The organism is Rhodococcus sp. CH91 (assembly GCF_022554085.1).
In the GTDB taxonomy this organism is placed as follows: Bacteria; Actinomycetota; Actinomycetes; order Mycobacteriales; family Mycobacteriaceae; genus Rhodococcus.
Genome location: NZ_JAKFYR010000009.1, coordinates 189,148 through 201,265 on the forward strand (window position 1 = coordinate 189,148; position 12,118 = coordinate 201,265).

Here is a 12,118-nt window from a genome sequence, read left to right on the forward strand (position 1 = left end):
ACGGGGTGATGGTGGGCGATGCCCGGGGTGGAACGATCCGCCCCGGGCATCGCTGTATCCGCGGTCAGCGCCGGACCAGGATCTTCAGCAACTCCTCGATCCGGTCGATGGTGGGGGCGGGCAGGCTGTCGCGTCCGTACAGGAACCCGATTCCCGCGTAGACGAGCGTTCCGGCGCGCAATTCCGCTTCCCGCTTGTCGAAACCCAGCTCCAGGAAACAGTTCTCGACCACCGACATGATCCTTCGGTCGAGTGCCCGCACCGACTCGGCGACCTGCGGGTCGCTGCGCGCCCATTCGCGCACCGCGACTTCCGCTTCGCGGGCGCGTTCGTCCACGAGCATCGCTCCCATGCGCGCGAGACGTTCGTCGACGGGCAGTTCCTCGAGGCTCGTCAGTCCGCGGGCGGCGTCGTTGTCCTGCGAGGTGTAGCGGGTGGCAATGGCCTTCATCAGATCGTCGACGTCGGAGAAGTGCCAGTAGAAGCTGCCTTTGGTGACGCCCAGTTCCTCGCACAGGCGCGAGATCTTCACGGCCCCGCGCCCTTCGGAGACGAGCAGGTGCAGGCCGGCCGCGGTCCAGTCGTCGAAGGACAGCCGGGGACGGCGACCGGATCGGCCACCGCTCTTCGCCGGTCGGTCTGGCACGGATGGTCACCTCGTCTCACTCGGGTCCGAGTCGAGACTACAGGTAGGCTCTCCGGGCCTTGACCAAACCATACCGTATGGTACTGTGGCGCCCATCACGGAGATGTGCGCGTCGGCTCCCGCTACGGAACAGAGAAAGCCGCTTCATGCAGAAAATCAGCCGTAGAACCCTTCTCGCCGGAATCGCCGCAGGAACCGGTGCGGTCCTCCTCGGTGGGCGGGCGTTCGCGGACGGCCCGGACGCCTCCCGCCCGCTGTTGTTCCACTCTCCGCGACTCGAGCCCTTCGTCGACGAACTGCCCGTGCTTCCGAGGCTGGATGCCTCGACCTACCGGATCGACGCCGTCAGCACGATGCACAGTTTCCACCGCGATCTCCCGCCCGGGCCCGCCCTGGCGTACGGCGACAACACCTACGGCGGGCCGACACTCGTCGCGCACCGCGGGCAGGAGACGTCGATCGAGTACCGCAATCGCATCGATGCACATCCCTTCGCCCCGGACTTCGACACGTCGTTGCACGGTCTGAGCGAGCGCGACCGTACGGACGTGCCCACCTCGATGCACCTGCACGGCGGAGTCACGCCTCCCGAGTTCGACGGCAATCCCGAGCAGATCTCCCGTCCCGGACAGGGTTTCACCTATCACTATCCGAACCGTCAGGGTGCGACGACGATGTGGTACCACGACCACGCGATGGCGGTGACACGCTTGAACGCCTATGCAGGCCTGGCGGGTGTCTATCTGCTGCGCGACGAATACGACACCGGCCTGCCCGGCAATCCTCTGGGTCTGCCCACCGGCGAGTTCGAACTCGAACTGGTACTGCAGGAGAAGATCGTGAACGGCGACGGCTCCCAGAGCATCCGTTCCACCCCGATCGTGCCCCAGGGACGCTGGGAGGGTGGCGCCGTCGGAGATGTGGGAGTCGTCAACGGCAAGATCTGGCCCGAGGCACGTGTCGCGCGTGGTCTCTACCGCCTCCGATTGCTCAACGCGGCCTCGTTCAGCATCTGGGATCTGCACTTCTCCAACGGCATGCCCTTCTGGGTGATCGGTATGGAAGGAGGTCTGCTCGACGCACCCGCTCCCACGACCCGCGTACGCCTGTCTCCCGGGGAACGGGTGGATCTGCTCGTCGATTTCGCTCAGCTCGAACCCGACGTCACCGTCGAACTGCGCAACACCGAGCCCGCCGCACCCCAGGCCGCGCAGATCGGCGCGGTCCACATGCCGGTGTTCATGCGCTTCCGCGCCGACCGCGCCCGAGGATTCACCGGCCCGGTGCCGGATCGATTGCGTGGCGGACCGGGCCTGCCGCCGCTCGTCGGGCCGATCCCGGCGCCTCGGACCGTCCGGAACGTCTCGCTCAGTCAGCCTTCCGCCGTGCGTATTCCACCCTCGATCATGTCGCTCAACAATCTGAACTACCACAGCGACGACATCGAGCTGCCGCGCCAGGGCACGGTCGAACAGTGGAACATCGTCAACGCCACGCCCGACCCGCACCCGATCCATCTGCACCTCGTGCACTTCCGGGTGCTCGGGCGGCAAGCGATCGACACGCTCGCGATGTGCGCACGGCAGCCGCAACCGCCGATCGGGATCAAGTGGACACCCGACGCCGATCCGTTCGTCGTCGAACCGATGCGCGGACCGGAACCCTGGGAGACGGGATACAAGGACACCGTCGTCTGCGACCCGAACTCGGTGACCCGCATCGTTGCCTATTTCCCGACGGCCGACGAACTCGGCTTCGACCCGGACGCGACGTTCTCACGCGACGTCCACACCTTCGATCCGCACCGCGCCGCCCACCTCGCCCACGATGCCCATGCCGGCCAGGGCAGCCACGGCGACCTGCAGGGATATGTGTGGCACTGCCACATCCTCGACCACGAAGACCACGACATGATGCTCAAGTTCCGGACGGTGACATGACTTCCACCAGTTCCACCCCCACCCACGACCACTTCCAGCGCATTCCCTACGAACCGGCGACCGACGGCCGGGTCGAGATGCACTCCGGACTCAGTCGGCACTATCCGACACTGCACGGCAACCTCGTTGCGCAACCGGGATTCTCGAAGGACGTCGGGGTGGTCATGTGCCACCCCGCGTCGAACTTCCTGAGCCACTTCCTGCTCCGCGCATTCGCGCAAGCGGGCGTTCCCGCCATGGGTCTCAACACTCGGTACTCGTCGAACGAACCGGCACTCGTGATGGAACGCGCCGCCTTCGACCTCGGCACCGGGGTGCGGTGGATGGCGGACGAACTGGGCTTCGAGAAGGTCGTGCTCCTCGGATTCAGCGGCGGTGGATCGCTGGCGTCGTTCTACCAGTCGCAGGCACAGAACCCCACCGTGACGACCACACCGGCGGGAGACCCGGCGCCGTTCGCGGAGGCGGACCTGCGGCCGGCCGACGCGCTCATGCTCGTCGGTGCACATCCCGGCCGGGCACGCGTCCTGCGGCACTGGATCGACGGTGCGGTGACCGACGAATCCGATCCCTACGCCACCGATGCGGAACTCGACCTCTACGCCCCCGGCCGGAGAGCTCCCCTCGATCCCGGCTGGGTGCAGCACTATCGCGACGCGCAATTGGCGAGGATGCGACGCATCGACGCATGGGCGCTCGCGCAACTCGCCGACCTCGAACGCACCGGTGCCTCCGACCGGGGATTCGTCGTCCACCGGACGGTTGCCGATCCGCGCTTCGTCGATCTCTCCCTCGATCCGAGCGATCGCGAGATCGGATCGATGTACGGAGACCCGCAGGCGGCCAACACGGCCGCCGGCGGTCTCGCCCGGTTCGTCACGGTGCGCAGCTGGCTCAGCACCTGGAGCGTCGACCACACGCATGCCGACGCACTCACCGATCTGCACCACGTGACCACCCCGAGCATGGTGATGAGCCTGCTGGGCGACCAGGCGGCCTTCGCCGAGGATTCCCGACTGATGTACGACGCGCTCGCCGCGACAGACAAGGAACTGGTCGAGATGCGGCATCTCAACCACTATCTCGTGGATCAGCCCGACGGACTCACCGACGTCGTCGGACGGCTCGTCGCATGGATCCGCCGCACCGTCCTCGAGGAGGTACCGGCGTGACCGGAACACTCGCGAAGCCCGCATCCACAGCCCCTGATCGATGCCCGACGGCCTTCCCGTACTGGCAGGCCGTCGAGAAACCGGGCATCACACGGGCCCGCGCACTCGTCCGCAGGATCACCGGTTTCGACTTCCTGCCGACCGACGAACAGGCCCGAGCCCTGTGCAACGACCTGTTCAGCGGCGACCCCACCGCCGAACGCTTCGTCGACGAGGTCTATCACGGCGAACTCGGCCCCGCGAAGGCCCGCGAACTGCTCGAGAAGGCACTGGCCGACGGCGTCGGCTCCCTCGACGACGTGCCCCCCGCGATGCAAGCCCTGTTCGACGAGTTCGAGACCGTTCCCGACTGGGTGCAACCCGAACTCGTCGAGCAGGGCGCCGCGATCTGGCGACGCTGGGGCACGATGCTCTTCAGCTTCGCCGGCGCCGAGACCCTGGAGATCTACACCGAAGCGGCGGTCGCGACACCACTGTCGCTCGCCGGAGGGTACGCCGGTGACAACGCGCTGCGGCGGTTCCTCGAGACCTGCCGCTTCTGGATCGACGTGTCCGAACCCGGTGCACTGCTCACGCCGGGGTCGAAAGGACGGGCCACCGCTCTGAAGGTCCGCGTGATGCACGTGTCGGTCCGCTCCCGGGTCGCGAAGCACCCCGAATGGGATGTCGACAAGTGGGGACTGCCGATCAGCCAGACCTACATGCTGCTCACGCTCATCGCCGGGAGCCTCACGCCGGGACTGGCGTTGTGGACCCTCGGTTACCACACCACGCCCCGAGAGATCCGCGCGCTCATCCACTTCCAGAAGTACATGGGTCATCTCCTGGGCGTCCGGACGAGCTGGTATCCCGAGACCATCGGCGACAGCATCCGCACGCTGATGACCACCGTCGTCTCGCGTTCCTACGATGCGGGTGAGCACGGCAAGGAACTCATCGAGTCCTACCCGCAGGCCTTCGCTCCGCGCGACGGCCATCGCGGGCTGAAGCGACTGCGCGAGCACTACAACTTCCGCATCAACTCGGTGTACTCGGCGATGTTCATGGCGCCGGGTACACGCCGGAAGTATTCGATGCCGACAGTGCTTCCGTGGATGATCATCCCGGTCGTCCGCTTCCCGCTGATCACTGCGACGGAGCTCGCCCGCCGGTTCGTCCCCGGCGTCGCGGGCGTTCACGAGAAGATCATGTGCGCTCATCGCGAGAACTGGTACCGCGCCCAGATGGAAGGGCGCGAAGCGGCATTCGACGCCAGCGGAGCGCTACGGCGGTAGGGCGGCCCGGCTCCGCACACCCACATCACACTACGGAGAATTCATGACCCTGCAGATCGTCGAAGCCTGGAACGGCCCCGGGCGGCGGGACGGTGAGATCACCGTCGTCACGCCGAGCGACAACGGCGCCCATCCTTCCTCCGACAAGCACGCCTTCGAACACTGGTACTTCGATGCGCATCTCGACGACGGCCGGATCGTCGTGGCGATGATCCAGACCCGGGAACTGGTGCACCGCAAGCCCGGTGTCGAGATCCACGTCTACAGCGCGGACGGGCGACGACGGGAGGCGAGCCGGTCGTACACCGACGCCGACCTGTCGGTCTCCGCCGAACGATGCGACGTCCGCGTCGGCGCGAGTTTCGCGAAGCTGACCGGTGAGGAGAACGGACTGCCCGTCTATCACGTGTCGGTGTCGGAGGGCGATCTCGCGTTCGACCTGACCTTCACCGCCGAAGTGCCACCGTGGATGCCGGGACGAGGGCAGACCAGGTACAACGATCGCGAATTCTTCGCGTGGGTGGTCGGTGCACCTCGCGCGCGGGTCGCGGGAACGGTCACGGTGGACGGGACGACCACCGAGGTCACCGGACGCGGCTATCACGACCACAACTGGGGCGTCGGCGACATGAAACGCCTCATCGACAAGTGGTACTGGGGCAGGCTCTACACCGAGGACTTCACCCTCGTCTACGCGATGGTGCACACGCAGAAGAAGTACGGTTCGCACTGGTCGCAGCCGGTGATGGTCGCGCAGGGGCAGGACGTGATCCTCAGCAACGGCGAGGTCGAACTGACGGAAGGCCCGGCGGTGTACGACCGGGTGGCCGATCGGACCTACCCGGCGTGGATCCGGATTCGCGTGCCGGGCTCGCTCGACGTCCGGCTCACCGTTCGTGAGATCGTGCATGCGCACAACCTCCTCGAGGATGTCCCGCTCGCGTCGAGCGCTCTGCTCAAACCGCTCGTCAACCGGCTCGTGGGTCACCCCGGTTACTTCCGGTTCCGGTCCGACTTCACCATGACGGTGACGATCGACGGAACCGACCACGAACGGTCCGGTTCGACGCTGCACGAGATGGTCGCCTTGACATGAGCGGGCCGGCGGATGTCGGTGCGGGCCTGGAATATCTGCACGGCTTCGGCAACGAGCATCACAGCGAAGCCGTCGCGGGTGCGCTCCCATGGGGACAGAACTCACCGCAGAAGGTGGCGCACGGGCTGTACGCCGAACAACATTCGGCCACTGCCTTCACCGAGCCCCGTGAGATCAACCGCCGCACATGGACGTACCGGATCATGCCGTCCGCAGCGCACGGCCCGTTCGAGCGGATCGACGACGCAGGCTGGGTGTCGGCGCCCGATCACGGCGGAGTCCTCACACCGAACCGGTTGCGGTGGGATCCGCAGCCGGCACCGGCGCCCGGCACGGACTTCCTCGACGGGGTGACGACGTACGCCGTCAACGGAGACGTCCGGACGCGTACGGGTATCGCGATCCACCTGTACGCGGCGTCGCGGTCGATGACCGACCGCTGTTTCGTCGACGCCGACGGCGAACTGCTGTTCGTGCCTCAGGACGGCGCACTGCTGCTGTGCACCGAACTCGGCCGGATCGCTGTCGAACCCGGTGAGATCGCCGTGATCGGGAGAGGACTGCGGTTCCGCGTCGACCTGCTCGGAGAGAGCGCGAGGGGATATCTGCTCGAGAACTACGGTGCCGCCCTGAGCCTTCCGGAACTAGGCCCGATCGGTGCGAACGGTCTCGCGCACGCCCGCGACTTCCTGTATCCGACGGCCTGGTACGAAGATCGTTCGGGCCCGGTGCAACTCGTCCAGAAGTTCGGTGGGCACCTGTGGGCCACCGAACTCGACCGCTCGCCGCTCGACGTCGTCGCGTGGCACGGCACCCACGGTGCCTACAAGTACGACCTCGACCGCTTCAACGCCATGACCACGGCGGGATGGGACCATCCCGACCCGTCGATCTTCACGGTGCTCACCTCGGCGAGCTCGATCCCCGGGCAGGCGGGGGTCGACTTCTGTGTCTTCCCGGACCGCTGGGTGGTCGGGGAGCACACCTTCCGGCCCCCGCACTTCCATCGCAACGTCATGACCGAGTTCATGGGACTCGTTCGTGGACAACACGACTCGAAAGCGGAAGGATTCGTGCCCGGCGGCGCCTCCCTGCACAACCAGTGGGGTGCGCACGGGCCCGATGTCGAAACCTTCGACCTCGCCACCGCCGCGGAACTGAAACCGGTCAAACTCGAGAACACGCTGTCGTTCATGTTCGAGACCCGTCTCGCGCTCACCGTCACCGACGCGGCCTACCGCGCGGCGCATCGCCAGCCGGACTACGACTCGTCGTGGTCCGGTCTCACTCGACGCTTCACTCCACCCACTCCCCAGGAGTCGTGATGACCGAACTGTCCACCCCTGCACCCGTCGTCGTCCCCGACCCGCAACTGCGCATCGGTGGGAAGACCGTCCCGGCGAGATCGGGTGCGCACTTCTCGTCGATCAATCCTGCAACCGAAGAGATCGTCGCGGAGATCGCCGCGGGCGGTGCGGCCGATATCGACGCCGCCGTCGAGGCGGCCCGGGTGACCTTCGAGTCCGGTGCGTGGTCGCGCATGGCCGGCGCCGAACGTGGCCGGATCCTCTCCCGTGCCGCAGACCTCATCGAACAGCACGCACCGGAACTTTCCGCCCTGGAGACGGCGGAGATGGGCAAGCTCTACGCCGACACCGTCGCCGGGGACATCCCCGCCGCCGCGGCGTCGTTCCGGCACTATGCCGGGTGGGCGGACAAGATCGCCGGTGAGGCGATGATCCTGCCCGATGTGGGTCCGCAGCACCGCTTCGGATTCACCCTGCGTCAGCCCCTCGGTGTGGTCGGGGCGATCACCCCCTGGAACAACCCCACCGTCGTCGCGGCGTGGAAGATCGCTCCCGCTCTCGCCGCGGGCTGCTCGGTGGTCGTCAAGCCCGCCGAGGATGCGTCGCTGTCGACGCTGAGACTCGCCGATCTGCTCGCCGAGGCGGGCGTGCCCGACGGGGCGTTCAACGTCGTGCCCGGTCTCGGTCCCGAGGCCGGCGCGGCACTCGCAGCGCACGAGGGCATCGACAAGATCACCTTCACCGGCAGCCCGGCCGTGGGCAAGACCATCACCTCGCTGGCGGGGGAGAAGTTCCGCAAGGTGACACTCGAACTCGGCGGCAAGGCCCCGCAGCTGATCTTCCCGGATGCCGACCTCGACGCGTCGCTGCCGTGGATCGCGATGGGCAACTTCTACCACCAGGGTCAGGTCTGCGCCGCCGGCACCCGCGTGATCGTGCACGAATCGATCGCCGACCGGGTCGTCGACGGTCTCGTCGAATTCGCGCGCGGCTCGGTGATCGGCGACCCCTTCGATGCCTCCACCACCCAGGGCACGATCGTCAACCGCAGACAACTGGACCGCATCCTCGGCTACATCGAGAAGGGCAGGAGCGAGGGCGCCGAGTTGCTGACCGGCGGGTCGCGTGTGGGCGATCGCGGGTTCTTCGTCGAACCGACGGTCTTCCGCGGCACCAACGATCTGACGATCGCACGTGAGGAGATCTTCGGGCCGGTCGCCACGGTCATCACCTTCCGGACGACGGAGGAGGCCGTGCAGCTGGCGAACGCCACGAAGTACGGGCTCAACGCATTCATCTTCAGCCAGAACCTCTCCACGGTGCACAGCGTCATCCCGCAGCTGCGCGTGGGAACGGTCTGGGTCAACGGCTGGGGAGTGCCGGACCCGGCACTACCCTGGGGTGGACGTGACGCGAGCGGTATCGGCCGTGAACTGGGCCGAAGCGGACTCGACGCGTTCACCGAGGAGAAGACGGTTCACCTCGGCTACTGAACAGAGGACGGAAGAGGCAGTGACACAAGCCGAGTCGGCAACCGGAGCGCTCGCGGACATCAGGGTGCTCGAACTGGGGACGTTGATCGCCGGTCCGTATGCAGGACGCCTGCTCGGCGACATGGGTGCCGATGTCATCAAGATCGAGGACCCGAAGAGGCCCGACCCGCTCCGCACCTGGGGACAGGGTGAGCGGGACGGGCACCGCTTCTTCTGGACGGTGCACGCCCGCAACAAACGGTGCATCACCCTCGATCTCCGGGCACCCGACGGCCAGGAACTGTTCCGGCGGCTCGTCGCCGAATCGGACGTCGTCGTCGAGAACTTCCGCCCCGGCACCCTCGAGAAGTGGGGGCTGGGCTACGACGTCCTCTCCGAGATCAATCCCGGTATCGTCCTGGCCCGCGTGTCCGGATACGGCCAGACCGGCCCGAAGGCCGGTCGCGCGGGATATGCCTCGGTGGCCGAGGCCGAGAGCGGGCTGCGCCACCTCAACGGCTATCCGGGCCAGGCCCCACCGCGACTCGCGTTGTCGCTCGGCGACACCCTCGGCGGCATGTTCGCGGTGCAGGGAGTGCTCGCGGCACTTCTCAGCAGGGAACGTACCGGGCGTGGGCAAGTCGTCGACGTGGCGCTCACCGAAGCATGCCTCGCCGTCCAGGAATCGGTGCTGCCCGATTACGACGCCGCCGGTGTGGTGCGCGGACCGTCCGGCACTCGGCTCGAGGGCATCGCGCCGTCCAATCTGTACCGGACCTCGGACGACATGTGGATCGTCATCGCCGCGAACCAGGACACGGTCTTCCGGCGCCTGTGCGCGGCGATGGATCAGCCAGGACTGGCCGACGATCCGCGTTTCGCCGACCACCTCGCGCGTGGGGTGAACCAGGACGAGCTCGACGCGCTCATCGGTGAGTGGGCGGCGAAGTGGACGCTCGACGATCTGCTGGCGCATCTGTCGGAGGCAGGTGTGGTCGCCGGCCCGGTGAACACGGTGGCCGAGGTCGTCGCCGATCCGCAGTTCCTCGCGCGCGGCATGATCGTCCCGCATCACGACGAGCGTACGGGCAGCGATGTTCTCGGCCCCGGCGTCGTGCCCGTCCTCGACGCGACACCCGGTTCGGTGCGGCGCGCCGGTGCGCCCGTCGCCGGCTACGACAACGCCGCGGTCTACGGCGAGATCCTCGGGCTGAGCGAAGCCGAGCGGGAGGACCTGCGCGGGCGCGGGGTCATCTGAAGGCTGTCCGGAGGAGGGCATGGCTATTCGGTCCGGCGCGCACTAATGTAGAACACGTTACAGTCTGCGACCGATCTTCCGAGGAGTGCCGAATGCACACGCCCATCTGCGACGAACTCGGCATCGAGTTCCCGATCTTCGCCTTCACCCACTGCCGCGACGTCGTCGTCGCCGTCGCCAAGGCCGGCGGCTTCGGTGTCCTCGGCGCGGTCGGGTTCACCCCGGAGGAACTCGAAATCGAGCTGAACTGGATCGACGAGCACATCGGCGACCGTCCGTACGGTGTCGACATCGTCATCCCGAACAAGTACGAAGGCATGGACGCGAACCTCTCCGCCGAGGAACTCACGAAGATGCTGCAGTCGATGGTGCCGCAGGAGACCCTCGAGTTCGGCCGCAAGATCCTCACCGATCACGGGGTTCCGCTTCCGGAAGGTGACGATAACGCGTTGCAGCTTCTCGGCTGGACCGAGGCTACCGCCACCCCGCAGGTGGAGGTGGCACTGCAGCATCCGAAGGTCACGCTCATCGCCAACGCGCTCGGCACCCCGCCGGCCGACATGATCGAGCACATCCACAACGCCGGTCGCAAGGTCGCGGCGCTGTGCGGGTCGCCGAAACAAGCCCGCAAGCACGCCGACGCCGGCGTCGACATCATCATCGCGCAGGGTGGCGAAGGCGGCGGCCACTGCGGTGAGGTCGGCTCGATCGTGTTGTGGCCGCAGGTCGTCAAGGAGGTCGCACCCGTTCCGGTGCTGGCCGCCGGGGGTATCGGCAGCGGTCAGCAGATCGCCGCTGCCCTCGCACTGGGTGCGCAGGGCGCCTGGACCGGTTCGCAGTGGCTGATGGTGGAGGAGGCGGAGAACACCCCCGTCCAGCAGGAGGCATACATCAAGGCGAGCAGCCGCGACACCGTGCGCAGCCGGTCGTTCACCGGCAAGCCCTGCCGCATGCTCCGCAACGACTGGACCGAGGCGTGGGAGCAGGAGGGCAACCCGAAGCCCCTCGGAATGCCGTTGCAGTACATGGTGTCCGGCATGGCGGTCGCGGCCACCCACAAGTACCCGGACGAGTCCGTCGATGTCGCCTTCAACCCGGTCGGCCAGGTCGTCGGCCAGTTCACGAAGGTCGACAAGACCTCGACGGTCATCGAACGCTGGGTGCAGGAGTACCTCGAGGCGACCGGAACGCTGGAGAAGCTGAACGAAGCTGCGAGTATCTGATCCGCGCTTGACGATGTGGCTGCTCGAGGTTCGGTCCGGATGTGATCAGGATCGGACCTCGAGCCGTTTCGGCGCCCGCGGAGCATCTTCCGAGTGATCAACCCGGCGGCCCTTGCGTTCGGGTAGGCAGCGTCCGGGCGAGCATCCGTGAGGTTGCGTCACCGGTCCCTTCGACTGTTCGCCCGGCATGCCGGGACGATGGGTGCAGCTCCTCGTCGTGCAGGCCGCGCCGAGGTGTGTGCGTTCGCGGAGATTCGGCTGGATCGTACTGTGCTCCAACGGATGCACACATTCTGCCGAATGCGAATCCGTGACAGGGGGCGGGAACGCGGTTCGACCCTGTCCCGGGTGTCCGACGCGCGTGCCGCAACCTGATGGCGAGCACCGATGGAGCGTGCACGGCTGGCGCATGACTCGGAAGGGGGCGATGGTGTGCTAATTGCCATTAGCGCACCATCACCGCCGAAACCCCTGCTGAGCGCGTTTTCTGGTGGAAACCTGTCCGAAGCGGCCGGTAGGCTCCCGGTTCGTGCCCGACGACCTGCTCAGCCGCCGCCCGGCCGACGTCCCGACGCCTGTCCCGACCTCTCCGGACTCCGTCGCACCGTCCGTGCCGGTGTTGCCGGTCGAGACCCTCGCGCAGGTCGCCGGGGCGGCGGTGCGGTCGCGGTCGGAGTCGACCCGGCGTAACTGATCGTTTCAGAATGACCTCCGGAGTCGCCTCAAACAG

Annotated in this window: 10 protein-coding genes; 9 read left to right on the plus strand and 1 reads right to left on the minus strand. The window is 67.0% G+C overall.

What is annotated here, in order from left to right; all coding sequences use genetic code 11:
- Window positions 1-64 precede the first annotated feature (64 nt).
- Window positions 65-646 carry a TetR/AcrR family transcriptional regulator gene (locus MOM01_RS17845; RefSeq protein WP_241386769.1) on the minus strand — a complete coding sequence of 194 codons (582 nt, stop codon included), beginning with the start codon at window positions 644-646 and terminating at the stop codon, window positions 65-67.
- A gap of 146 nt (window positions 647-792) precedes the next feature.
- On the opposite strand from MOM01_RS17845, the gene MOM01_RS17850 reads away from it, so the two are divergent.
- From MOM01_RS17850 to MOM01_RS17890, 9 genes are all read left to right on the plus strand, one after another.
- Window positions 793-2,586 carry a multicopper oxidase family protein gene (locus MOM01_RS17850; protein WP_241386770.1) on the plus strand — a complete coding sequence of 598 codons (1,794 nt, stop codon included), beginning with the start codon at window positions 793-795 and terminating at the stop codon, window positions 2,584-2,586.
- A complete protein-coding gene (locus MOM01_RS17855; protein WP_241386771.1) occupies window positions 2,583-3,758 on the plus strand; it encodes an alpha/beta hydrolase in 1,176 nt (391 codons plus the stop codon). The genes MOM01_RS17850 and MOM01_RS17855 overlap by 4 nt, the downstream gene beginning before the upstream one ends.
- A complete protein-coding gene (locus MOM01_RS17860) occupies window positions 3,755-5,032 on the plus strand; it encodes an oxygenase MpaB family protein (protein WP_241386772.1) in 1,278 nt (425 codons plus the stop codon). Before MOM01_RS17855 ends, MOM01_RS17860 begins: the two co-directional genes overlap by 4 nt.
- Before the next feature lie 43 nt (window positions 5,033-5,075).
- The gene (locus MOM01_RS17865; protein WP_241386773.1) at window positions 5,076-6,128 is read left to right on the plus strand and encodes a lipocalin-like domain-containing protein; all 1,053 of its coding nucleotides are present in this window, start codon (window positions 5,076-5,078) and stop codon (window positions 6,126-6,128) included.
- A complete protein-coding gene (gene hmgA / locus MOM01_RS17870) occupies window positions 6,125-7,453 on the plus strand; it encodes a homogentisate 1,2-dioxygenase (protein WP_241386774.1) in 1,329 nt (442 codons plus the stop codon). The genes MOM01_RS17865 and hmgA overlap by 4 nt, the downstream gene beginning before the upstream one ends.
- Window positions 7,453-8,928: an aldehyde dehydrogenase family protein gene (locus MOM01_RS17875; RefSeq protein ID WP_241386775.1), complete on the plus strand. Its 1,476-nt coding sequence runs from the start codon at window positions 7,453-7,455 to the stop codon at window positions 8,926-8,928. Before hmgA ends, MOM01_RS17875 begins: the two co-directional genes overlap by 1 nt.
- 19 nt (window positions 8,929-8,947) lie before the next feature.
- On the plus strand, window positions 8,948-10,165 hold the full coding sequence (locus tag MOM01_RS17880) for a CaiB/BaiF CoA transferase family protein (RefSeq protein WP_241386776.1): 1,218 nt from the start codon (window positions 8,948-8,950) through the stop codon (window positions 10,163-10,165).
- 92 nt (window positions 10,166-10,257) lie between these two features.
- Complete coding sequence (locus MOM01_RS17885) at window positions 10,258-11,388, plus strand: nitronate monooxygenase (protein WP_241386777.1); 1,131 nt, start codon at window positions 10,258-10,260, stop codon at window positions 11,386-11,388.
- A gap of 529 nt (window positions 11,389-11,917) precedes the next feature.
- Window positions 11,918-12,082, plus strand: coding sequence for a hypothetical protein (locus MOM01_RS17890; protein ID WP_241386778.1), 165 nt, complete (start codon window positions 11,918-11,920; stop codon window positions 12,080-12,082).
- Window positions 12,083-12,118: the final 36 nt, after the last annotated feature.

Excerpts from the sequence above, each read along its gene's own strand:
- MOM01_RS17850 (WP_241386770.1), top strand. The coding sequence starts at position 793 with ATGCAGAAAATCAGCCGTAGAACCCTTCTCGCCGGAATCGCCGCAGGA.
- MOM01_RS17855 (WP_241386771.1), top strand. The coding sequence starts at position 2,583 with ATGACTTCCACCAGTTCCACCCCCACCCACGACCACTTCCAGCGCATT.
- MOM01_RS17865 (WP_241386773.1), top strand. The coding sequence starts at position 5,076 with ATGACCCTGCAGATCGTCGAAGCCTGGAACGGCCCCGGGCGGCGGGAC.
- hmgA (WP_241386774.1), top strand. The coding sequence starts at position 6,125 with ATGAGCGGGCCGGCGGATGTCGGTGCGGGCCTGGAATATCTGCACGGC.
- MOM01_RS17875 (WP_241386775.1), top strand. The coding sequence starts at position 7,453 with ATGACCGAACTGTCCACCCCTGCACCCGTCGTCGTCCCCGACCCGCAA.
- MOM01_RS17885 (WP_241386777.1), top strand. The coding sequence starts at position 10,258 with ATGCACACGCCCATCTGCGACGAACTCGGCATCGAGTTCCCGATCTTC.